General features: G+C 70.0%; 17 protein-coding genes. 7 read left to right on the forward strand and 10 right to left on the reverse strand.

What is annotated here, in order from left to right; translation table 11 throughout:
* Nucleotides 1-34 precede the first annotated feature (34 nt).
* The gene (locus KY572_RS41635) at nucleotides 35-2,221 is read left to right on the forward strand and encodes a hypothetical protein (RefSeq protein WP_224249321.1); all 2,187 of its coding nucleotides are present in this window, start codon (nucleotides 35-37) and stop codon (nucleotides 2,219-2,221) included.
* A 98-nt stretch (nucleotides 2,222-2,319) separates the two neighbouring features.
* Nucleotides 2,320-2,721 carry a hypothetical protein gene (locus KY572_RS41640; protein WP_224249322.1) on the forward strand — a complete coding sequence of 134 codons (402 nt, stop codon included), beginning with the start codon at nucleotides 2,320-2,322 and terminating at the stop codon, nucleotides 2,719-2,721.
* Nucleotides 2,722-2,731: 10 nt separating this feature from the next.
* On the opposite strand, the gene KY572_RS41645 is transcribed toward KY572_RS41640, so the two are convergent.
* A complete protein-coding gene (locus KY572_RS41645; RefSeq protein WP_224249323.1) occupies nucleotides 2,732-2,998 on the reverse strand; it encodes a hypothetical protein in 267 nt (88 codons plus the stop codon).
* A 60-nt stretch (nucleotides 2,999-3,058) separates the two neighbouring features.
* Nucleotides 3,059-4,015, reverse strand: coding sequence for a class I SAM-dependent DNA methyltransferase (locus tag KY572_RS41650; protein WP_224249324.1), 957 nt, complete (start codon nucleotides 4,013-4,015; stop codon nucleotides 3,059-3,061).
* 430 nt (nucleotides 4,016-4,445) lie between these two features.
* On the opposite strand from KY572_RS41650, the gene KY572_RS41655 reads away from it, so the two are divergent.
* Nucleotides 4,446-6,146: a M4 family metallopeptidase gene (locus tag KY572_RS41655; protein ID WP_224249325.1), complete on the forward strand. Its 1,701-nt coding sequence runs from the start codon at nucleotides 4,446-4,448 to the stop codon at nucleotides 6,144-6,146.
* A 72-nt stretch (nucleotides 6,147-6,218) separates the two neighbouring features.
* Here KY572_RS41655 and KY572_RS41660 read toward each other — a convergent pair whose 3' ends face one another.
* The 5 genes from KY572_RS41660 to KY572_RS41680 form a co-directional block, all read right to left on the reverse strand.
* Nucleotides 6,219-6,599 carry a hypothetical protein gene (locus KY572_RS41660; RefSeq protein WP_224249326.1) on the reverse strand — a complete coding sequence of 127 codons (381 nt, stop codon included), beginning with the start codon at nucleotides 6,597-6,599 and terminating at the stop codon, nucleotides 6,219-6,221.
* Nucleotides 6,600-6,733: 134 nt separating this feature from the next.
* Nucleotides 6,734-7,336 (reverse strand): SAM-dependent methyltransferase, encoded by a 603-nt coding sequence (locus tag KY572_RS41665; protein ID WP_224249327.1) that lies wholly within the window; start codon nucleotides 7,334-7,336, stop codon nucleotides 6,734-6,736.
* Nucleotides 7,333-8,772 carry an APC family permease gene (locus tag KY572_RS41670; protein WP_224249328.1) on the reverse strand — a complete coding sequence of 480 codons (1,440 nt, stop codon included), beginning with the start codon at nucleotides 8,770-8,772 and terminating at the stop codon, nucleotides 7,333-7,335. Before KY572_RS41670 ends, KY572_RS41665 begins: the two co-directional genes overlap by 4 nt.
* Before the next feature lie 161 nt (nucleotides 8,773-8,933).
* Nucleotides 8,934-9,755 (reverse strand): endonuclease/exonuclease/phosphatase family protein, encoded by an 822-nt coding sequence (locus KY572_RS41675; protein ID WP_224249329.1) that lies wholly within the window; start codon nucleotides 9,753-9,755, stop codon nucleotides 8,934-8,936.
* Nucleotides 9,756-9,849: 94 nt separating this feature from the next.
* Entirely contained in the window at nucleotides 9,850-12,576 is a 2,727-nt protein-coding gene (locus KY572_RS41680; RefSeq protein ID WP_224249330.1) for a protein kinase domain-containing protein, read from the reverse strand.
* Nucleotides 12,577-12,703: 127 nt separating this feature from the next.
* Between KY572_RS41680 and KY572_RS41685 the strand changes: the two genes are divergently transcribed.
* Both KY572_RS41685 and KY572_RS41690 read left to right on the forward strand, forming a co-directional pair.
* Nucleotides 12,704-13,084: a hypothetical protein gene (locus KY572_RS41685; RefSeq protein ID WP_224249331.1), complete on the forward strand. Its 381-nt coding sequence runs from the start codon at nucleotides 12,704-12,706 to the stop codon at nucleotides 13,082-13,084.
* Between the two features lie 111 nt (nucleotides 13,085-13,195).
* Nucleotides 13,196-14,269 (forward strand): hypothetical protein, encoded by a 1,074-nt coding sequence (locus KY572_RS41690; protein WP_224249332.1) that lies wholly within the window; start codon nucleotides 13,196-13,198, stop codon nucleotides 14,267-14,269.
* Nucleotides 14,270-14,288: 19 nt separating this feature from the next.
* On the opposite strand, the gene KY572_RS41695 is transcribed toward KY572_RS41690, so the two are convergent.
* Genes KY572_RS41695 through KY572_RS41705 form a run of 3 tightly spaced genes read right to left on the reverse strand, consistent with a single transcriptional unit; the run spans nucleotide 14,289 to nucleotide 18,444 of the window.
* Complete coding sequence (locus tag KY572_RS41695) at nucleotides 14,289-15,929, reverse strand: alkaline phosphatase family protein (RefSeq protein WP_224249333.1); 1,641 nt, start codon at nucleotides 15,927-15,929, stop codon at nucleotides 14,289-14,291.
* A gap of 45 nt (nucleotides 15,930-15,974) precedes the next feature.
* The gene (locus KY572_RS41700) at nucleotides 15,975-16,706 is read right to left on the reverse strand and encodes a hypothetical protein (RefSeq protein ID WP_224249334.1); all 732 of its coding nucleotides are present in this window, start codon (nucleotides 16,704-16,706) and stop codon (nucleotides 15,975-15,977) included.
* Nucleotides 16,707-16,713: 7 nt separating this feature from the next.
* Nucleotides 16,714-18,444 carry a VWA domain-containing protein gene (locus tag KY572_RS41705; protein ID WP_224249335.1) on the reverse strand — a complete coding sequence of 577 codons (1,731 nt, stop codon included), beginning with the start codon at nucleotides 18,442-18,444 and terminating at the stop codon, nucleotides 16,714-16,716.
* A 97-nt stretch (nucleotides 18,445-18,541) separates the two neighbouring features.
* On the opposite strand from KY572_RS41705, the gene KY572_RS41710 reads away from it, so the two are divergent.
* Nucleotides 18,542-21,106, forward strand: coding sequence for a carboxypeptidase regulatory-like domain-containing protein (locus tag KY572_RS41710; RefSeq protein WP_224249336.1), 2,565 nt, complete (start codon nucleotides 18,542-18,544; stop codon nucleotides 21,104-21,106).
* Nucleotides 21,107-21,332: 226 nt separating this feature from the next.
* A complete protein-coding gene (locus KY572_RS41715; RefSeq protein WP_317987971.1) occupies nucleotides 21,333-23,099 on the forward strand; it encodes a M20/M25/M40 family metallo-hydrolase in 1,767 nt (588 codons plus the stop codon).
* Nucleotides 23,100-23,105: the final 6 nt, after the last annotated feature.

The raw sequence follows: 23,105 nt of genomic DNA on the forward strand, positions 1-23,105 counted from the left end.
TTTCCCTCGTTGGAAGGCTGTCGAGGGAGGCGTTGTGAGCGGGATCGGGGAGACGTGGCGGATGGATGGCGGGATGGTGGCGGGGGATGGGAAGGCTGAGCGGCGCAAGTGGGGCAGGGCGTGGGTGTGCGTGCTCCTGCTGCTCGCCGCGTGTGGCTCTTCCACGGAGGTGGTGGAGCCCGGTGCTGGGGATGGGGATGGCACGGAGAACGTGAAGCCCGAGCCTGAGACCCCACTGCCCACGCCGGAGACCTGTCGGCCCGCGAGTTGCGCGGATCGAGACGCCTCCTGCGGCGCGATCGAGGATGGCTGTGGCGGCGTCCTGGACTGTGGCGGGTGCCAGGGGGGCCTGGTCTGCGGTGTTCACCATCCCAACATGTGTGGCGTCCCGGCCTGCAAGCCGCGGACATGCGCGGAAGTACAGGCCCAGTGTGGCCCGGTGGACGATGGCTGCGGCGGCACGCTGCAGTGCGGCACCTGCGCCGTCGGCCAGACGTGCGGTGGCGGCGGCAAGGCCAACGCGTGTGGAGTGCCGGACTATGGAATGCGCACGGCCTGCTCTCCGGATGGCGTGTGCGTCCTCAACCCGGCGCCGGTGGCCCAAGACCTGAAGGATGTCTGGGGCCGCTCCGTGAAGGACTTCTGGGCGGTGGGCGATGCCGGCTACATCGTCCATGGTGGGGAGACCGGGCTGAGCATGGTGACCACCCGGGCCGATCTGTCGGGCATCTGGGGCAGCTCGGCCGAGGCTGTCTGGGCGGTGGGCTCGAAGATCCTGCACTTCGATGGGCGCCGCTGGAGCGATGCCCTGATCCCCGCGCGCTTCCTGACCGACGTTCACGGCACCAGCGCCCGCAACGTCTGGGCGGTGGGGGAGAAGGGCATGGCCTACTCCTGGGATGGCAGCCGCTGGGCGGAGGAGAACACCGGGACGGGCGCTGACCTCTATGGCGTCTGGACCCACCGCGACCAGGTGTGGGTCGTGGGCTCCGGGGCCACTGTCCGCGTGCGAGAGGGAAAGCACTGGCGCTCGCTGCCGGCTCCCTCTCCGGGCGTCACCTTGACGGGCGTCTGGGGCACCGGGCCCGGCGACGTGTGGGTGACGGGCTCGAAGAGCGGGGCCGTGTTGTTCCACTGGGACGGGCGCATGTGGTCCTCGTATCCGCTGCCCTTCTCGGCGCTGTATGGAATCTCCGGAACCGCCCAGGGCGAGATCGTCGTCGTGGGTGAGGAGGGCGCCGCGCGCTACGACGGCAGCACGTGGATGCCCGTCCTGGAGAAGGCCCCGTCCCGGCTCCTGGGGGTGTGGCACACGGCGGATGGCGTGCTGACGGTCGGTGCGGCCGGGCGCATGCACCTCTCCTCCGAGAGGAATGTCTGGATCCCGCTCGATCGCGGCGCGCGCGCCGACTTCGTCTCGCTGTCCACCCCGAGGGAGGACGACTACTGGTGGTTCGCGGATGGCGCCACCGTGCGAGTGGGGATGGATGGCACCGGGTACCCACGGCCGGGGCCGGCCAATGTCCTGGTGGAGCAGTCGCCGGGGCTCCTGTGGGCCGCGGGTGACCATGGCCGCGTCAACCTCCACATGTCGTATCCCACCAGCAGCGGAACCCACTTCTTCTACCTGCCCGAGACCTTCAGCTTCCGCGGCGTGTCCCCCATCGCGGGCCTGATGGCCTGGCTGGTCGGGATCGACTCCGCGAGCGGAGAGGGGCTGCTCATCCAGCTCAACGGCCACGCTGGGTGGAACCGCCATTTCCTGTCGGGGAACGGTGGCGTGAACGCCATCCACGGCGCCACGCTCGATGACGTGTGGGCGGTGGGGGACTCCGTCATCGCGCACTGGGACGGGACGGCCTGGACGGAGACGCGCGATGCCCTGCTGCCGAACTTCCGCGCCGTCCGGGCGCTGGACCGGGGCCTGGCCTGGGCGCTCAGCCCGACCGGCCTCTGGCAGTGGAATGGCTCGCAGTGGACGGCGATGGCTCTGCCTCCGGGGCTGGGGCCCACTGCCCAGCTGCATGCCCTCTTCGTCGACTCGCGTGACGAGGTGTATGTCGCGGGGGATGACGGCGTGCTGCTCCGCTACAACGTGGAGAGCGGCGCCTGGAACCGAATCGAGACGGGAACGCGCAAGAGCCTGCGCGCCTTCTCCGGCAATCGGCAGCAGCTCATCATCGCGGGCGAGGATGGCACCGTGCTGAGGCTCTACCGCTGAACCTCCGGCGGAGGCTCGCGGGTCCGCCCTGACCCGCGAGGGCGGGGCTCGGGGGCCTCGGGTAGGCTCTCCGGAGTCTGCCCCATCCGGAGGATGAAGTGACCGCCGTCTCGCTCGAAGCCCCCTGCCCACGCCATCCGGAGAACGCCGCCGAGGAGCTCTGTATCCGCTGTGGCTCCTTCGCCTGTTCCGCGTGCATCGTCGATCGGCAGGGCGATCGCTACTGCGTCGACTGCGCGCGGCGCCTGCCTCCGCTGGGCGGCTCCTGGTACTCCATCATCGCGGGGATCCTGTCCTTCCTGTCCCTGGGCTGCGCTCCACTGGGCCTGGTGGCCATCGTGCTGGCGGGGATCGATCTCACGATGATCTCCGCCGGCAGGAAGTGGGGGCGCCAGGGCGTCTCCCTGGACCTGCTGGCCATCGGGCTCTCGCTGGTCGGGATCCTCCTGGGCGCGCTCATCCTCTACCGCGCCATGAATGGCCAGATCGGAGAGGTGTGAGGGCTTCAGGCTAGACGGCCGGTCCCATCGAGGGCGTCTGCGCCGGCAGCGCCTTCACGATGGTGCTGGCCACGAAGGCGCCCAGGACGGCCATGCCGATGGCCACCAGGTATGAGCCCAGGTCGAGGCCGAGCAGGCCTCCGATCACGAAGCCCATGATCTCTCCGATGATCCAGAACCCCGCGCCGAGCGCGCCCCAGCCCTTCGAACGACCCTTCTCCTTCGCGGTCTCGGAGAGCTTCCGGGTGAGCCAGACGATGACGATGATTTCGAGCATGGGCCCATTGAAGCAGACTCGAAGGCCGCTCCGATAGACGGGGGACGGGTGCCCTGGGACTCAGGCCCGGAGCACCACCACGTGGCCCCAGACGGGCTCTCCCCGCTCGGTGCGTAGCACGGCCTCCCGCTCCACCACCGGCGTGAGCCCCGTGGCGCGGGCTTGCTCCCTCACGTAGTCCAGGTGGTGCAGATAGCGCCCGGTGGGCTGGAGCCGGTAGCCCGGCTCGGTGCCTCTCTCGACCGTGAAGGCGAACAGGCCTCCCGGCACGAGCCGCCGGGCCACGCGCTCGAAGAGCGCCTCCAGGGCACCGAGGTACACCAGCACGTCCACGGCGACGATGAGCGTGTGGCGCTCCTGGGACGCGGCGAGCAGCTCGTGGAGCTCTCCGGTGTGGAGCGCGTCGTACACACCCCGCGCCCTCGCGCGCTCCAGCATGCCAGGGGACAGGTCGATTCCTTCGAGTCGGCGAGCCAGGGGCCGCAGCAGCACGCCGGCCAGCCCGGTGCCGCAGCCGAGCTCCAGCACGTCCTGCTCGCGCCGTCCGCCGAGGGCCTCCTCGAGGGCCTCGAGGACATGCTCCGGCGCGCGGTAGCCGAGCTCCCGGCGCAGCTTGTCGTCGAAGTGCGAGGCGTACTGGTCGAAGAGGGCGGCCACGTAGGACTCGGCCGCGCGCTCGGGGAGGACGGCGCCCGTCTCGGCGGCCTCCAGCCAGGCGATGGCCGCCTCCTGCTGTTCCTCGGGGATGCCCAGGGCCCGGCAGCGCTTCGCGTGGAGGCGGCGGCGCAGGGGCACGTTCTCCTCGGCCCGACCGGTCTCGCTCAGGAGCCGCATCAGCGCCCCCAGCGCGCCCTCATCCTCCGGGAAGCGCTCGAGCAGCTCACGGAGCGCCGCCTCCGCCGCCAGCGGCTCGCCCCAGTCGCGCAGCACCGCGGCGCCGTGCATGCAGGACACCTGTCGGGCTCCCATGAAGCCGCGCTCCGCCAGCCGCGCGCGCCAGTCCAGGATGGGTGTCATTCCTCGTGCTCCCCCCCGGCGACGTTAGCCTGTCGCCGCGGGGCACGTCACCGTTGGTGGCCAAACCGCGCGTCCGTGGAGGGGTGCTCCGCGACGAGCGCCCGCAGCCGCTCGAAGCTAGCTGAGGCTCGGGGCGCTCCTCACTCAATGCGTCGTCGTCTCCCTCGTCTCGGATCGAAGCGGGCCTCCTGCCCATCAAGAGGCCTATGGCGTGACGGAGCTCGCGCGCCTCAAGGGAACAGAAATAACGGAAAAATATGTCTTGACTGAGATACTCAATTTATAAGAAAACGAGAAGCGAGTTCGGCCTTCGCCGGACCAGAGAGGTCAATCCCCCATGCGCACTCGTCGTTTTCTTACGATCCTCCCGCTGATGCTCCTCGGGAGCTCCTGCGGTGTTGAGACCCTGGATGAGGCCGGTTCGGCCACAGTGAGCGCCCAGGACAGCGCCCTGTCGCAGGCGAAGGTGGCTCCGGGGCAGAGTGTGCGTCGTCTCCAGGAGGAGCATCCCGGCTTCCTCCGGGGCGTGGGGCAGCTGTCGTTCAAGCGCGGGCTGACCGACACGCGCGGCCAGCAGCACGAGCGCCTGGCGCAGCTCCACGACGGCGTCCCCGTCTTCGGCGCCGAGGCCATTGCCCACCTCAACGATGACGGCTCCATCGCGGAGGTGACCGACAAGCTGGTGCGCGACCTGCGCGTGGACACCACGCCCAAGCTCCGGGCGGACGAGGCCTCCAAGCGCGCCATCGCGCAGCTGGCCGGCTCCAGCGTGAAGGGCTCGCCGAAGGTGGACCTGCAGGTGCTCCCGCGGAGCGACGGCGCCCGGCTGACCTGGCGGGTGCAGTTCGAGGCCGTCAACGCCAAGGGCGAGCCGTCGATGCCCAACCTCTTCATCGACGCGCACTCGGGCGAGCTCGTCATGCAGTTCGACAACCTGAAGACGGCGCGCAACCGCAAGACGTACACCGCCGGCAACGGCACCCGGCTGCCCGGAACGCTGGTTCGCTCCGAGGGGCAGGCCCCCTCGAGCGACGCGGTGCTGAACATGGCCCACGACAACGCGGGCTTCACGTACGACTTCTACTTCTCCAAGTTCGGGCGTGACAGCTACAACGGCGCGGGCGCCGTCCTCACCTCGTCGGTCCACTACAGCCGCAACTACGTGAACGCGTACTGGGACGGCGTGCAGATGGTGTACGGCGACGGCGATGGCGTGGACTCCTCGGCGCTGACGGTGCTCGACGTGGTGGGCCACGAGCTCACCCATGCCGTCACCGACACCTCGTCGGACCTCATCTACTCGAACGAGTCGGGCGCCCTGAACGAGGCCATGTCCGACGTCTTCGGCGCCTCCATCGAGGCGTACCGGGACGGCGCGGTGAGCGGCAACACCTGGAAGATCGGCGAGGAGTGCTGGACGCCGGCCACCGCGGGTGACGCGCTCCGCTACATGAACGATCCGGCGCTGGCGGGTGACTACGACTACTACCCGACGCGCTACACGGGCACCTCGGACAACGGCGGCGTGCACTGGAACTCGGGCATCGCCAACCTGGCCTTCAAGCTGATGGTCACCGGCGGCACCCACCCGCGCGGCAAGACGAGCAACGTGGTGCCCGCGCTCGACGCGAGCAACTCCTTCAACAGCCTGATGATGGGTGCGGCCATCTTCTACCGCGCCAACACCGTCTACCTGACGCCGAGCAGCACCTTCAGTGACGCTCGCAGCGCCACCGCGCGGGCCGCCACCGATCTCTACGGCGCGACCGCGGCCGCCGCCGTCAACGAGGCCTGGAGCGCGGTGGGCGTGCAGCCGGCTCCGACCTGGACGACGCTCGCCACCCAGAGCAACCTCTCGGGTGCCCGGAGCAGCTCCACGAGCTTCAGCTACGTCACGCCGACCGGCGCCACGGGGATGAAGTTCGAGATGTCCGGCGGCTCGGGTGACGCCGACCTGTACGTGAAGTTCGGCAGCGCCCCGACGACCAGCAGCTACGACTGCCGGCCCTACGCCGCTGGCAACGCCGAGAGCTGCACGTTCAACCCGGCGAAGCAGGGCACCTACTACGTGCTGATCCGCGGCTACTCGGCCTACTCGGGTGTGACGCTCAAGGTGAGCTCCGCTCAGTAACTTCGAGCCACTCAGCAGAGCTCTTGTCGGCGCGGCCGCCCGTCCCGGGGCCGCGCCGATGTTTTTTCCTTCTCAGAAGATGCAGGCCCACCGGCTCGCGCCGCAGACGCAGATGCCGGGCGTTTCCTCCGCCGTGCAGCAGTCGAGCCGGGCGCGAGGCTCGTAGCAGCTCCTGCCGTTCGTGGCCTCGCAGCTGCGCCGGGTGGTGCACTCCGTGGGCGGGGTGGGGCAGTCCTGGCGGACGCCGTCACACGTCACGTGAAAGTTGTCGCTCGCGGTGCATGTCTCTCCCGTGCAGGACAGCGTGCTGCCGTCTCCGCAGGTCGCCGTACAGGTGACCAGGGCCGACTCGACGGTGGCCAGGCTCTGCTGAGCCGGGACCTCCTCGATACCGCCACAACCCATCAGCACCACGCCTGCGAGCACAACGAGAGGGAACCAACGACGCTTCATGACTGCTCCTTGTCCGGTGTTCAGTGGAACCGATCAGAGGACAAGGGCTCCGGGCGTTTGTTGCAGGCGCCGGGGGCAGGTGGGTGCACGAGGAGTGGCCTGCAAGGCACGTACCTCTCGCTGGCCAGGAGGCCTCACCTCCCGGAGCCGCCCACGCCCTGCTGCCGCTCGGGGACGATCCACAGGTAGAGGGTGCGCCCGTTCATCTCCACCTCCTTGGCGGGCTTCCAGTCGCCCATGTCGAAGGCGTGCGACACGACGCGCGTCCCCGGCTTCAGCTCCGCCAGCAGCTTGGGCTTGAGGCGCTCGTTCACGGTGGGCAGCAGGTAGAGCGTCACCACCGTGGCGTCCTGGATGTCGGCGTCGAACAGGTCTCCCTGGCGGAACTCCGCCCTGCGCGACACGCCGGCGGTGCGCGCATTCTCGTTCGCCTCGGCGATGCGCTCGGGGTCGATGTCCACGCCCACCCCGCGGGCCCCGTACTTCTTCACGGCGGTGATGACGATGCGGCCGTCACCGCTGCCCAGGTCGTAGACGATGTCCCGGGGCCCCACTCCGGCCAGCACCAGCATCTGCTCCACCGCGTCCTCCGGCGTGGGGACGAAGGGCACCTCCGGGGCGTCCGCCGCCTCCTCCACCGAGACGGGCGGCTGGGGCAGGATCAGCGGGGCCGTGTTGCCCTGGGCGAGAGCCGTGGTGCCGACCGCGAGTGACAGCAGGAAGAGGATGCGCTTCATGTGGCCTCCTTGGGCTGTTGCAGGGAAATCGAGCGTGAGTCCCGCGCTGTCCGTCGGCTGGAGCGGCCTCGGCGCATGCGCTCCGCGAAGAGCAGCACGGCGCCGGTGCCGAGCACGACCATGCCCGCCAGCGCTCCGATGCCCGCGTACGCCAGGCTGGAGTAGAGGACGTACGCGCAGGTGCCGATGAAGAGCAGGGGCGTGAGCGGGTACAGCGGGACGCGGAAGGGGCGCGGCGTACGGGGCTCGCGCCTGCGCAGGACCAGCAGGGACACCCCGGTCAGCAGGAAGAAGAGCCAGAAGACGGGCGCGGTGTACTCCACCATGGTCTGGAAGCCCTGGCGCGTCACCGTGCCCAGCCCCACCAGCGCCAGGGCGAGGGTGCCCTGCACCAGCAGCGCCTGGGCGGGCGTGTTGGCCCGCGCGTGCCAGCGGCCCAGGCCCTGGAAGAGCGTGCTGTCGCGCCCGAAGGCGTAGTGGGTGCGCGCGCCGGTGATCACCGTGGCGTTGGCGGAGGTGAGGGCGGACACGGCGACCAGGACGCAGAGGGCCTGCGCGCCTCCGCTGCCCAGCGCTCGCTGAGCCAGATCCGCGGCCACCGCGGACGAGCCGGCCATGCCCGCCAGGCCCAGGCCGCGCAGGTAGGCCCAGTTGACCAGCAGGTAGAGGGCCGTCACCACGCCGATGCTCACCAGCAGCGCCCAGGCGAGGTTGCGCCGCGAGCCCTTCACCTCCGCGGAGAGCGTGGCCACCTCGTTCCACCCGCCGTAGGTGAGCAGGACGAAGACGAGGGCCAGCCCCCACGCGGCCATGGGCGAGCCGGAGGCCGGGGGAGGGGGCGCCGAGGGGGCGGGGGCCAGGAGCAGCCCCGCGACGATGATGGCGCCCACGCCCAGCACCTCCAGCGCGGTGAGCACGTTCTGGGTGCGCGTGCCCTGCCGCACCCCGGCCACGTTCATGGCCGTCAGCCCCACCACCACCGCCGCCGCGTACACCGAGGAGGAGTAGGGCCCCAGCGGCGCGAGCTGGGTGGCGTAGTCCCCGAACACGAAGGCCAGCAGGGCGATGGAGCCGGTGGGGATGACGGTGAGCCGGGCCCACGCGAAGAGGAAGGCGGGGCCCTGGCCCAGCGCGCGGTGGAGGTAGTGGTAGTCGCCGCCCGGGTGCGGCCAGGTGCTGGCCAGCTCCGCGTAGCACAGGGCGCCGATGAGCGAGGCCACTCCCCCGAGCAGCCACGCGAGCATCAGCGCCTGCTCACTGCCCAGCTGCGCCGCCACCAGCGAGGGGGCCTTGAAGATGCCGGCCCCCAGGACGATGCCGACGGTGAGCAGCACCGCGTCGAGGATGCGCAGGGTGGGCGAGGGAGCGGCGGCCTCCACCGCGGTTGCTGTCGCCTTCCCGCGCCGCCTGCCGGCCCTCGGCTTCTTCTCTCGCATGTGCCCCGCTCCGCGACCGAACCGTCCGATGCACGCCACAAGCTGCGCCGGCAGGGACTTCGCGGTGAGTGCTAGCACTCGGGCTCCCTGGGGCCTCGTCCGGGAGGAGAGGGGCCTCCCTGGCGGCTCGCCGGTGCCCGGGCTCCCAGGCGGGCAGTGCCTCAGGTGGCGGGCGCGGGAGACAGCTGGATGTCGGCCAGCACGCCGAAGTGGTCCGAGGGGAACTGGCCCTGATCATCGGGCTGGTCCAGCACGATCTTGCACGAGCGCACCTCGCCCCGTCCGTTCGACTCGATGGCCGTCACGAAGATGAAGTCCATGCGGCGGTCGTTCTCCAGCCAGCGCCAGCGGCGCGTGAGCGGGTTTCGCCGGGCCCACGTCTCCCCGGAGGCATCCTCGATGGGGTGCACGCGGGCGTAGGCGTCGTGCAGATACGCGCGCCGGCCCTCCAGCGTGTGCCGGCCTCGCAGGAAGCGGATCTCGTCGTGCTCGGGCGTGGCGTTGAAGTCGCCCGCGATGACGTTGGGGAGATCGCGCAGCTGGGCCCGGACGATGTCCGTCAGCACCACCACCTGCTGCTCGCGCATCACGCCGTTGTCGGGGTGGTGATCCAGGTGCGTGTTGAAGAGCCCCAGCAGGCCCGCCTGCGTCTCGATGAGCGCCTGCTGGACGATGCGGCCGCCCTCCGCCGAGGGCAGCGGCCACACGCGATGCTCCCGGATGGGATGGCGCGAGAGGACGGCGAGCCCCTCCTGGACGGCGCCGGGCTCGCCCTTCGCGCGGGCCCAGACGTGCTGGAAGCCGAGCCGCTCGGCCAGGGTCGCGGCCTGGTTCGGCAGGTGGTGCTCGTGCTCGCACACCTCCTGGAGCGCCACCGCGTCCAGGAAGAGGTCCGAGAGCCCGCGGCCGATGAGCTCCATCCGTCGGTCGATGGGCTCGCCCATGCCCATGAGGTTCAAGGTCACCACGCGGAAGGTCTTCATGGGGGAAGCCTTATCCGGCCCCGCCCGTCGCGGCTCAGCTCGACGTGAGCGCGGTTCGTGAAGTGAACATCTCCGGGCCGCCCTGCCTGGCGGCTCACCTCCGGGAAGCGGCGGGGAGCTGGAGCTTGTCGAGGATCGCCTCCATCTCCTGGCGATCCTGGGGCGTGACGCTCGGGTCCTTCGCGAAGAAGGAGTAGCCCTCCAGCGCCAGCCGCCGCGCACGGGGCAGATCCATCCCCGCCCCGTGGAGCGCCTCGGCGAGGGTCAGGCCGATGGCGTGAGTCATGCTCGGGTGGCGACCGTCGATGCTCCGCAGGGCCTGCTCGAGCAGCGACACCGCCACGCGGTGATTGCCGAGCTCGATCTCCGCCTGCGCGAGTCTCCAAAGCGCGCCCGGCTTACGCGAGGGGCTGGGAGTCCCGAGCTCCTCGAGGATGGCGACCGCTTCCCGGGCGTGGCGCCTGGCCTCTTCCGTTCGCTCGAGGCCCAGCAGCGCCGCGGAGATGAAGTCGAGGTGCAAGGCCGCCCACTCCGAGCGAGGTCCCTCCACGTGCTGGCGGAGGGACAGGGAGCGCTGGAACAGCGCGAGTGCTCCGGCGAAGTCCCGCTGCAGGAGCGCCACCCGGCCCTCGAACACGAGGAGGTTCGCCACCAGGGGACTCTCCGGCCCGGAGAGCTGCTCGCGCAGGCGCACGGCTTGCTGGAACGTGGCGCGGGCGGCGGGCAGCTCTCCCTTGCACTGCAGTCCCCTGCCCAGCGCGACGAGCAAGCCGAGGCTCTGGGGCGTGTTCGCGGCGGCACGCCTGTCCTCGAACGCCTTGGCCCGCTCGATGTGGGGCACTGCCTCGGCGCACCGGTCCTGCTCCATCAGCACCCCGCCGAGCATGCGCTCCAGGTCGGCCTCCAGCTGCTCGTCTCCCACCCGTGCGACCGCTGCCTGGGCCTCCCGGACGAAGTCGGCATCCACCGCTGGCATCAGCAGCATGTCGCCGTAGACGTAGACGAGGGCGATGCGAGCCTCCGCGACCAGTCGGTCATAGCGGCCGGCTTCGGCGGCCCACACCGCTTCCAGCAGCGCCTCCTCGGCCTGCTTCGCCTTGCGATCGCTCATGTAGAGGCGACCGAGCTCCTGGAAGGCCTCCGCTCGCGTGGGGGCGTGCGCCAGCTCTGGCAGCCGCTCGCGCACCGCCGCCATCAGCTCCAACCCCCGCACGTGTTGCCCGAGGGCGCGCAGGGCGCGCACCTCGCTGAGCTGTCGCTTGATGGACTCTACCAGTTCGCGCGCGGGGCCTTGCGCGGGCAGGCCCTTGATCGCGGCCTGGGCATGCTGCGCGGTGCAGGACTCTAGCTCGGGGAGTCCCCAGGCCGCGCTGGCGGCGGTGTGGACGGAGCGGGGGCGCTCGCGCGAGAGCAGCTCCGTCAGGGCCTGGAAGTCACGGGCCCGATGCTCGAGGCACTGCATGCGCGCATCGAGCAGGGACTCGGACTGCTGTCCGTGAACCCGCGTGGCCTGGCAGGCCTCGGTGTAGTGGGCCACCCACTCGGCGGAGTAGCTGTCCAGGGCTCTGTCGACTTCCCTCCACGCGGTCTCGGCCAGCGCGTCGCCCCCGGAGAGCAGCTCCGCGCGCACGGCCTGCCTGCGCTCCGGTCCCCAGAATCGCTCCCAGCGCTTCTGCCCGTCCTGGCACGGCTGTGGCTCTCCCCATCCTCCGCCCACCACGCCACCCACCACGAGCAGCCCCGCCGCGGCCGCCACTGCCAGGGGGATGCGCCAGGTGGAGAGCGGCTCACGCGCCAGCGCCGCGAGCAGCTCGCGCATCGAGGCGAAGCGCTCCTCCGGAGTGGGAGAGAGGCCGCGCTGGAGCACGCGGCGGATGCGCGCGGGAACCCGGGGGTGGCGCGGCAGGGGAAGGGTAGCGGGACGCTGGCCGCAGAGCGCCTCGTGGAGCGCGACGCAGAAGCTGTACTGGTCGGTGCGCGCGTCCACCTCGCCGCCCTCGAGCTGCTCGGGGGCCATGTACGCGGGAGTGCCCGCCCGCGAGCCCCTCCACGTCGTCCTGGAGGACAGAGAGGAGGGGAGGGCGCCTGGCGCTCCCGCGGCCTCGGGCAACGTGTCCGGGCCCTCCATCAGCCGGGCCAGTCCGAAGTCCGTCACCTGCACCCGCCCGTCCCGGCGGATGAGGACGTTGGAGGGCTTGAAGTCCCGGTGGACGATGCCCGCCGCGTGCGCCGCGTGCAGGCCCTCGCCGGCGGCGAGAAACACCTCCAGCACCTCGCGCCGGGGGCGGGGCCGCTCGCGCAGCCAGCTCTCCAGCGTGCCGCCGTCGGCGAACTCGAGGGCGAGGAACAGCTGCTCGCCGATCACCCGGGCTTCGTAGAGCGTCACCACGTTGGGGTGGGAGAGCCGAGCCAGGGCCTGGGCCTCGGTGAGCAGCCACCGGCGCCGCGCCTCGGGCGAGCCCTCGAGCTGCCGCGGCCCCTTGAGCAGCTTCAGGGCCAGCTTGCGGTCCAGCGCCGGGTCGAACGCGGCATACACCACGCCCATGCCCCCCGCGCCGAGCTCTCCCAGGATGAAGTAGCGATCCAGCCGGGCGCCTGGGACGAGCGGAGGCAGCTCGCCCTCCTGCTTCGGCGGCATCTCCAGGGACTCGGCCCGGGCCAGCTCTCCGACGAGGCGTTGACACAGCGCGCAGTCGTCCAGGTGCGAGTGGAGCCCCTCGGCGCGCGCCTCGGGCAGCGCGCCCGCCACGAACTCCAGGATGACGTTCTCGTTGGGGCACTCCATCACTTCATGGACGGTCGGAGTTGGCGGTTGTTGCATTCCAGGGTGCCAGAAATCGTCGGCGCAACAAACGCCGGGTGGCCTTGTCCAAAGGCTGGAACGGACTCAGCCGTTCCGCGCGAAGCGGCCGTGGGGCTCATGGGCCGCGCTCATCAAAGGAGAGGTCATGAATCGCCGTTGGGTTTCACTTGCCGTGCTGTTGGGAGCTGTCCTGGTCGGGTGCGGGGGCGTCGAGGCCGAGCCAGAGGTGGTGCCTCCCGTGAGCGTCGCCAGCACCTCCCAGGAGCTGGTCACCTGCTCCGCGAACTGTGTGATGGGGGAGCGCGTCTCCTGTCAGGGCTCGACGTGCTCCGCCACGGATTACAGCCACGTGACGTGTGACGGCGTCACGACCTTCTGCCCCACGTGTGATGACCACCCCTACTGCGAGTTCCTGCACGGGGGCTCCTGCGCTCCGAAGGGCTCCACGATTCCGTGCTGCTTCCTGGGCGGTGGCGGAGAGGGTGGCTGCGTCTGCGGCAATGGCGAGTGGATCTGTACGATTTGACGCAGGCGGTATTTCAGCGGTCCTCTGTCCGAGGTCCCGCGCCGCGGGCGCAAGGTCTGGAGGAGGCCTTGGGCCTGCGGCTGTCTCGGGCGTCATGTTAAGGAGGGGGCCATGCCCCTCTCTCTCGGACACGTCTTGCTTGCGACGCTCGCGCTGGCGGGCTCGAAGTCCAACCCTCCTCGCGGCGCCGCGCCCACGGGCGCGACGGGCCCCGCGCTCTCGCACCTGAAGAGCCGGGACCCCGACGCCTGCGACTGGGTGCGGCAGCCCATCCCCTCGGGAGAGCCGACGACGGTCTTCTCCTTCGACAGGAACTGCGCCTCGGCCGTCGTCTCCTGGAGCCGCGATGGCAAGCAGGGCCTCGTCTTCGTCAGCGGGGATGGCCCGGACGCCAGCTCCATTGCCTGGCGGGTGGATCTGGTGAACCGCACGGGTGCCCCGCTGGAGCTGCGCGGCCTGCCCGAGGAGAAGGGCGCCGCGGACACGGACCTGCCCATGATCGAGCAGCTCACCTTCGATCCCCAGGGCCGCCCGGTGGCGCTGGTCAGCTACACGCCCGCGCTGCAGCCCCCGGAGCCGGGGCCGGACGGCAAGCGGGCCATCTCCTTCCAGGGCGAGCGCTTCCCGGTGGCGGGTGGGCAGGGAGAGCCGACGCTCGTCATGGCCTGGCGGCTCGAAGGGGACACCTGGAAGCGCGTGGAGGTGAAGGCCACCACCTCCGGCGGCTTCGAGTCCCTCAAGCTCTTCCGGACACTGCAGCGCACGGCCTCACAGACGGCGGTGGGCCAGGCCAAGGGCAAGGCGCTGCCTCCCAAGGATCCCGCCCGGAAGGTGCTGAGCGCCGCGTTCCCGGACAAGAAGGACGGCGCAGAGGCGAAGTGGCTGCGGCTGACCACCTCCGGCGGGCCGCTCTACTACCGCCGGGAGCAGGCGGGAGATGGCTTCTCGGACTTCGCCCCCGTGCGCTGGGGCGCCAAGGGCGGCAAGCTGGCGCCGGTGGAGGGCGTCCCGGACGCCAAGGAGACCGCGGTGTCCTTCCAGCTCCAGAAGGATCTGCTGCTGGTCGACGTCGGGACGAGCCCTCGGCCCAAGACGCTGATCCTCGACGCGAAGACGAAGAAGATCCTCCTGGCGCAGGAGGATCTCATCGCCCCCGCCCTCTGGCCTCAGCCGTCCAAGCGCTGAGGCCAAAGGGGCGCCGCTCCTACTTCTTCACCTCGGGGAGCGGCTTCCCGTCGGCGTTGGGGATGCCTTCCAGCCCGAGCAGCGCGGCCAGGGTGGGCGCGATGTCGGCCTGATCCACCGGCGTCTTCACCACCTGCTTGCGGATGCCGGCGCCGTAGAAGGCCAGCGGCACGTGGGCGTCGTAGCGGTGGGGGCTGCCGTGGGTGGAGCCCTCGGCCTTCTCTCCGTACTTGCCCCAGAAGGAGTTCTCCGCGGGCACCAGCAGCACCTCACCCGCGCGATCCGGGTGGAAGGTCAGCCGCGTCGCCGCGAAGTACGGCCGCTCCGGGTTGGTGCCAGCGATGAGCTCCGTGCGGGTGAAGCCGGCGGCGATCTGCGGCACCTTGAGCGCGGCCTCCAGCGCCGTCTTCTCCAGCTCCTCGGGAGCGATCTTCTTCTCCGCGGCGAGCCTGGTGTTCAGGTAGATGCTCGGGTCCTCCAGCGCGTTGACCCACTCACCCGGGCCGTACTTGTCCTGCAGCGCCTTCTGCACGGCGGCCTTCAGCTCCGCCTTCTTGATGCGGCGTACGTCCTTCTTGCCCTCGCCCGCGAGCTTCTCCGGGGCCGGCGCCGCGCCGTGGTCCGCGCTGAACGCGAACACCACGTTCTTCGCGCCGACCTTCTTCTCCAGATGGGTGATGAGCTCGCCGATGGCGCGATCCACGCCCAGGATCGAGTCCTGCACCTCGTGGCTGTGCGGGCCGTACGCGTGGCCGGCGTAGTCCGGCGCGGTGAAGCTCACCGCCAGCAGGTCCGGCGTCGCGTCCTTGCCCAGCTCCTCGGCCTCGATCGCCGCCTTCACGAAGGACAGCTCCCAGTCGGTGGCCAGCGGCGTGGCGGCGAAGGCGACGTAGAAGTCCGGGCCCGGCTTGTCCAGCTTGCCGGTGATCTTGTGCGGGAACGTCTTGCCCAGCCCCTTGTAGTCGCCCTCGTAGGCGGCCTCGTCCGGCCCGGTGTACTTCGCCGCCGGCTGCGAGCGGTCCCACACCTTGCCGAAGTGCGCGTCCATGGGGTTCTTCGCGTTGAACTCCGTCACCCAGGCCGGCAGCTCCTTCTGGAAGAAGGTGGAGGTGGTCATCTTCCCGGTGGCCTCGGCCAGCCAGTAGGCCTTGCCCTCATGGCCCGCCATCAGCACCGCCGCGCGGTCCTTCAGCGCGATGGCCACCACCTTGGAGTCGGGGTTCTTCTTCTTCAGCAAGTCTCCCACCGTCGGAGCCAGCAGGCCCTGCGGCGACGAGTCATCCTCGGGATCGGCCGGGGCCTCGAGCAGCGGGTGGGTCGGATCGAACAGGGTGGTGATGCTCTTGCCCGTGGAGCGATCGAAGTACTTGTTGGAGACGATGCCGTTCTTGTGCGGGTAGACCCCCGTGCCCAGCAGCGCGTGGCCCGGGCCCGTGTACGTGGCCAGCTGCCGGTAGGTGGAGTCGGTGTAGCGCGTGCCGCCGAGGATGCGCTTGATGCCCTTGGGCCCCAGGCGCGGCTCCATCTGGGACAGCACGTCCGCCCCGAGCTGATCCACCACCAGCAGCACCACCAGCTTGGGCGCCGCGGACGGCTTGCCCCCCTTCGCCGGCTTCGCTGGCGCCTGCGCGGTCGCCACCGAGCTCGCGAGCAGTGCCATCCATCCGAGACGTTTCCAGGCCTTCATTGCGTTTCTCCCAACGAGCTACGTGTTGCGTGTTCTCTGCGCCTGGCGCGGGGCCGCGGCGAGCTCCTCGAAGCTCTCCGAGATCGCGCCAATCTCCCGTGACAGCCCGGACAGCTCCGCGGTCACCCGCTGCGAGCTCTCCGCCACCTGTGAGTCCGCCTGCGCCGAGCGCAGGGTGAGCACCTGGAGCTTCACGGCCTCCAGCTTCGCGTGCAGCGCGGACAGCTCCGCGTCCAGCCGGTCCAGGTGGCCTCGGAGCGCGGTCGCGTCCGCGAGCTGTCCCTCCCGGGCCTTCGCCGCGTCGCGGTAGCGCTCGCTGGCGGCGCGATCCGAGCTCTGCTCCGCCAGCAGCTCCAGCCGGGCGTGCTCGGCGCGGAGCTCCTTCTCTCGCGCCTGCGACACGTGCGACTGCAGCTCCTGGTGCCGCGTCACCAGCTCCATGGCCTGCTTGCCAATGCGCTCGAGCTGCGGCGCGGACACCGCCAGCATGGCGCGCGCGGACTCGGGCACCTTGGACAGCTCCGCCGCCAGCTGCTCCTTCGCGTCCCAGATCGTCCGGGCCCGCTCGCGGTGCGCGGCATCCAGCCCCGGAGGCAGCTGCGGCCCCCCGCGGTTGACGATGGCCAGGACGATCGCGGCCAGCGTGCCCAGCCCGAGCACCCACCACTCTCCCGTCCCCGCCGCGGTGACGCCGGCTGTCGCGAGCACTCCCGCGGCGGGAAACAGCCTCTGCCAGGTGGACCCCTTCACGCGTCCCTTAGAAGTACGAGGCGATCTGGTGGTACAGCTTGTCGATGTCCGCGCTGTCTCCGTGGACCATCAGCGCGTTGGAGCGCTCGCTCAGGGTGCGCAGCAGCTCCTCGTCCGCCTCGTTCCCGTACGCGATGGTGAAGACGCGCGTGCCCTCGGTGTCCTCGGGCCGGGGCAGCCGTTCGATGAGGTCCGGCTTGTTCCGCTTGGAGGCGGTGTCCTTGCCATCCGAGAGCACGACGATGCCGTAGCTGCGCGGCTCGGTCTCCGTCTTGCGCGCCTGATCCACCTCGTCGAACGCCATCAGCACCGCGTCATAGAGCGAGGTCTGCCCGTGCGCGTACAGGCCCTGGACCTTCTTCACCAGCGTCTCGCCCGACTGGCGCACCTTGCCGGGGTTGCCCAGCGCGGTCGGCTGCTCGCTGAAGGCGATCACCTGCACCAGGTCATCCGGCTCCATGCGCTGGAGGAACTTCACCGTGCCGGCGCGGGCGGCGTCCATCGGCTTGCCCTCCATCGAGCCGGAGGTATCCAGGACGACCCACACCGCGGCCTTCTTCTTCGTCTCGTGCCACAGCGTGTTGGCGCGCTGGAACAGGTCCTCGCTCAGGTACTCCAGCTCCTTGCGCTCGGCGTTCGGCGACACGCCATGGTCCTCGTCGAACGGCGCGGTCAGCGGCACGTCCTTGAGCGCGGGCCGGAAGCCATACTTCGGGGCCTTGGCCTGCTGCTCGGGCGACACGAGGAAGTCGAGGAACGCCTTCGCGCCCTGCTTCTGATCCTCGGTGACCCAGTCGGCGTCCACGACGCCCGCGGGGTGCGTCTCCCAGTAGGTGCCCTCCTTCGGGTAGAGCGCCACGAGCGGGAAGGGCTTCGTCTTGCACTTGTCGTTGGCCTTCACCACGGAGGACTCGTACACGGTGACGGCGGACAGGTAGGCCGGGCCGCGGTTGCACAGCTTGTCCGTCAGCCAGCTCGAGCTCTCGCCATAGTGGACGATGGAGCGCTCGATGTCCTTGAGCAGCGACACCACCTGCGGATCCTTCATGTCCGCGGAGGTGAGGTTGGCGCTCTTGTTCGCGCCCGCGTAGATCATGCTGATGACGGAGAGCATCGCCGAGTTCGAGTAGTCGGGGTGCGAGTGCCCGAACTTGAAGGCGCCCCACTCCGGGTGGCCCAGCGCGCTCCAGCCCTTGGGGTTGGTCACCACGGAGCGCAGATCCTTCCAGCCGATCTCCTTCTTCGGCCAGCCGAGCGCCTCGGCCATGGGCTTCCAGAGGGCGATGACCAGCGCGGTGTTGACGGTGTCCTTGGCCTCGGGGACGAAGGCGCGCTGCTCGCGCGTCTGCCAGTCCTGGTTGATGAGATCGATCCAGCTCTTGCCGGCCGGCCCCCAGATGGTGGGCTTGGACTTGCCGGCCAGGATGGCGGCGCGGCTCTCGCCCGAGCGCATGTGCTCGGCCTTGACGACCACGACCTTGCCGTTGATCTCGACGCGCTTCTCGTTGAACGTCTTGACGACGTCGTTGACCCACTCCTTCTTGCCATCCGACGAGGCGTAGAGCACGTCGATGGTGGGCTTGTCCGACTTCGGAGTCGCGGTGGGGCTGGGGTCCGCGGCCTTGCCGCTCGGGGTGGGGGTGTCTCCTCCCCTGGAGGGAGACATCTTGCTGTACAGCACGACGCCGCAGACGAGTGCGAAGAGGACGACGACGGCGACGCTGGTTCCTCGATTCATGACGCTCCTTGCTCGGGGCGCACTCTACGGCACTCGGACCCCCGGCAGAAACTCCCACCCTCTCTTCCTGGAGGAGGGAGGGCGGTAGACTGGGACGGTGCCCAAGCCGATCCGATTCCTGCTGCTGGCGCTCTTGATCCTCGTCCCCGTGGCCTGGTGGGGACTGAGCGCCTCAGGGGGGGAGTCGGCTCCCGCGGTGGCTGCGTCCGCTCCGGCTCCTGGCGCCCCTCCGGCCGAGGGGGCTCCGGCCCCGAGCACCATGGTGGCGCCGTCTCCGAGTGAAGGGGGGAGCACCGAGGAGCCGCTGGATGAGGAGCTCCTGGAGGAGCAGAAGGACGGCACCGGTCCCTGCATCGCGGTGGAGGTGACGGCCCGGGGAGCTCCGGTGCCGGGGGCTCACGTGAAGGCGGTCCGGCAGAAGGCCTACGACATCATCGAGCTGCACCCCATCATCGTGGGAGCGGACGGGCGCGGGCAGGGGTGGTGCAAGCCAGGCGAGTATGTCTTCGCGGCCCAGGCCCCGGGGTTCGCTCCCGAGGTGAAGGGGCTCGTGGTCAAGGAGAGCGACACCGCTCCCCGGGTCCAGTTCTCCCTGAAGCCGGGCAAGAGCCTGCGTGGACATGTCCAGGACGCGGACTCGCGGGAGCCGGTCGCGGGGGCCCAGCTCGTCTTCTCGCTCGACGAGGACTCCCACGTGGTCGACGAGGTCACCGCCGTGAGCGATGCCCGGGGAGACTTCCAGGTGGGCGACCTGGGGGAGGGCAGCTACACCATCATCGCCAGGGCGCCAGGCCATGCCATGACCATGGATGGGGCGGAGGTGCCTGCCTCGGGGCCTGTGATCATCTCGATGCGGGGAACGGCCCGGCTCGAGGGCCAGGTCGTCGATGGCCGCGGAGCTCCCGTGGCGGGTGCCACGGTCGAGGCCAGCCCCCAGGAGGCCGTCATGCAGGAGCTGAAGCCGACCCAGACCGATGCGCGGGGGTTCTTCTCCCTCGAGCTCCCGGAAGGCATCTACATCCTCGCGGCGAGGGCCGCGGGCCAGTCGGCGATTCACAGGGGCGCGGTGACGCTCACTCGCGGCGCGCTGGTGGATGGACTCGTCATCCAGCTGCAGCCGGCGGGCATCTTGTCGGGGAAGGTCTTCGTGCGCTCGAGCCAGAAGCCCATCCGCGGGGCGGACGTGAGGATCCGCGACACCGAGTCGGAGTTCAGCGAGCACTTCCAGACGGACGCGCGCGGAGGCTTCCGCGCCGAGCTGCCGCCAGGACGCTACGGACTCTCGGTGTCCAGGGACGGGTACCCCTCCTTCGATCGGGATGGACTGCGGATCCAGGCGGGCCAGGAGCTGGCGCTGGAGGTCCCCCTGGTCCAGGCGTGCTCGGTGGTTGGCAGCGTGAAGGACGGCGCGGGCCACCCCGTGGAAGAGGCCGAGATCACCCTGCGGCGCTTCACCCACGAGGCGGGAGAGCGGGAGGGCTCGGCCGACGAGCTCGCCCACGAGAGCACGGACGAGGAGGGCAACTACAGCGCCATCGAGCTGGAGGCGGGGCGCTACCGGATCGAGGCTCGACTGGCCCGGGGAGGCAGCCCCGTCGTCCGGGAGATCACCCTGGCGGAGGGCGAGGAGGCGCGCGTCGACTTCGTCATCCCGCAGCTTCTGGGCGAGGTGAAGGGCATCGTGCAGCATGTCGGCGGTGGCCCGCTCCTCCAGCAGGTGGATGTCTCCGTGTCCTCCAAGGGGGACGAGCTGGATGTCAATGCCCCCTGGGTGGAGCCGGATGAGACGGGCCACTTCACCGTCAAGCTCCTGCCGGGGCGGTACACGTTCAAGGCCCGGTATCTCGACTTCGAGAAGTCAGGCCCGGCGCAGTCCGTCACCGTCGAGGGTGGGAAGGTCTCCCTGGTGCGTCTCACGGTCTCGGGCGCGCTGGTGGAGACCTCGGGTGTCGTCGTGGACTCGCGAGGTGCGCCTGCCCCCGAGGCCGCGGTCGCCCTCTCGGGTGAGGATGTGCACACGTCGGGAGAGGCCGATGCGCAGGGGCGCTTCGTGCTGACGACGCCCTCCACGAGCGAAGGCACTCTCGCCGTCATCCAGGCGAGGCGCCAGGCCGAGGATGGCGAGGCCCGGGACGTGCGCGTGGGCAGCCGGGGCGTGGTGGTGCGTCTGGAGGCCGAGGCGGCACTGCGGGGCCGCGTCATCCCCACGCGCGGTGCCGCGGTGCAAGGCTTCGAGCTGTACGCCGAGCGGGAGCGCGGCTCCCGGTCCCTCTTCGACCGGGGCGACTCACGTCCCTTCGCGGGGGACTCCTTCGAGCTGCTGGATGTGCCGGCGGGCCTCGTCGAGCTGCGGGTGCGCACCTCCGACGGGCGCAGCGGCAAGGCGCAGGCGCGGCTCGAGCCCGGGCGGACGGCGAGCGTGGAGATCCCCGTGGGAGAGCTCTGCAGGGTCGTCGGCAGGGTCGTTGGTCCTGCAAGCGGTACGGTGCGTCTGGATGAGGGCAAGCCGGGGGTGCGCAGGGAGACTCTGAAGCAGGAGGGGCGCTTCGAGTTCTTCGCCGTCGAGCCCGGAGCGCACGTGCTGTGGCTGGGTCACAAGAAACTCCCCTTCACGCTCCAGCAGGGCGAGACGCTCGATCTGGGAGTGCTCGAGGAGCTGTGAAACAGCAGACATGACACGCGAGCCGTGTCTCGACATGTCTGCCTTCACTCCTGGCTGGGTCATTGGGGACCGCGCTCGATGAGCGAGGCCGGTTTCTGTGCGCGCTGCCTGTTTTTCATTAAGGTCCTGTCTCGGCGCAATAAGCCTGCCTTTACGACAATCCGCAAAAGGCAGGTTCGCGGAATCCCCCACGAAGCAGTCCGTGCGCCAGGAGAAGCGTATGAGAATGAGGAAGTTTGGTCCGATCGTCGCGTGGCTTGCGTGTGCAGCACCCGCGTTCGCGCAGGCTCCCCAGCAAGACAAGACAGTGTGGATCACCATCGGAACGGATGCGCTGCCCACGGTGCGCGAGTCCTTCCGGGCGGATGGCGCGGAGCTGCCGACCCCGCTGCGAGAGAAGGGCGGTGTGGCGGTGCTGCGCATCCGCGAGTCCCAGCTCGAGAGGGTGGCCGAAGCCATCCACGCGAAGCTCAACCGGTGCGCGGGCTTCATCTCTCATGACTCGGAGGCGAAGGCCCTGTCGGAGGTGGAGCGCGCCACCACCGCGGCGCTGCAGCCCGCGCCGGCGGCGATCGCCTACAACATCAACAACGGCCCGTCGGTGAACGCGATGCTGGGCAGCGTGCAGGAGCTCAACATCCGCAACACCATCAACTCGCTGTCGACGAACTGGACGACGCGCCGCTACAACGTGCAGTCGGGCGCGGACGCGGCCACGTGGCTGAAGAACCAGTGGACGACGATCGCCAACGGGCGCACGGACGTCTCGGTGGCGTTCTTCACGCACTCGTGGCTGCAGCCGTCCGTCATCGCCACCATCCAGGGCACCACGCTGCCCAACGAGGTGGTGGTGATCGGCGGCCACCTGGACTCCATCAACGGGAGCAGCTCCACCGCCGCGGCGCCGGGCGCGGATGACGACGCCTCGGGCGTCGCCTCGCTCACCGAGGCCTTCCGGGCGGCCATGGCCAATGGCTACAAGCCGGCGCGCACGGTGAAGTTCATGGCCTATGCCGCCGAGGAGGTGGGCCTGAATGGCTCGACGGCCATCGCCAACTGGCACAAGACCAACCTGGTGAACGTGGTGGGCGTGCTGCAGCTGGACATGACCAACTACAAGGGCTCCACCTACGACTTCGGCATGGTGACGGACAACACCAACGCCTCGCTGAACAGCTTCACCACCAGCCTGATCTCCGCGTACCTGCCGGGGTTGACGTACACCAACATCACCTGCGGCTACGGCTGCTCGGATCACGCCTCGTGGAACAGCGCGGGCTTCCCGGCCACGATGCCCTTCGAGGCGACGATGAGCACGGACAACCCGAACATCCACACCACGGGCGACACCCTGACGTTCATGGGCGGCACGGCGACCAACTCGGTGAAGTTCGCCAAGCTGGCGGTGGCCTTCCTGGGCGAGGTGGCCAAGGGCGCGACGACGGGCAACACCCCGCCGCCGACGGGTGGCGGCACCACCATTCCCACCGCGACCTTCGACGCGACGCTGAAGGCGCCCAAGTGCGGCGCCGCGGGCATCGGCTGTGACTCGGGCACGCTGCTCAACGGCCGCGCGAACCTGGGGCCCGAGGTGAACAAGCCCAACACCATCAACGCGAGCTGCCAGGACGGCACCTCGGGCAGCTACCACTCGGACGAGTCGATCGACCGCCTGAAGGTGAGCACGACGGCCGGGACGAACCTGGCCGCGGGCAAGCAGGTGACGATCGAGGCCACGGTGTGGGCCTACTCCTCCACCGCGGACAAGCTGGACCTGTACTACGCGGCGAACGCCAACAGCCCGACGTGGACGCTCATCGGCACGTACAGCCCGGGCGGCACGGGCGCGAGGACGATCACCGCCACGTACACGCTGCCCACCGGGAGCCTGCAGGCCATTCGCGCCAACTTCCGCTACAACAGCACCAGCGCCTCGCCCTGCAGCCCGGGCGGGTATGACGACCACGACGACCTGATCTTCGCGGTGCAGTGAGCCACC

Origin of the sequence: Hyalangium gracile, assembly GCF_020103725.1 — a bacterium.
Lineage (GTDB): Bacteria > Myxococcota > Myxococcia > Myxococcales > Myxococcaceae > Hyalangium > Hyalangium gracile.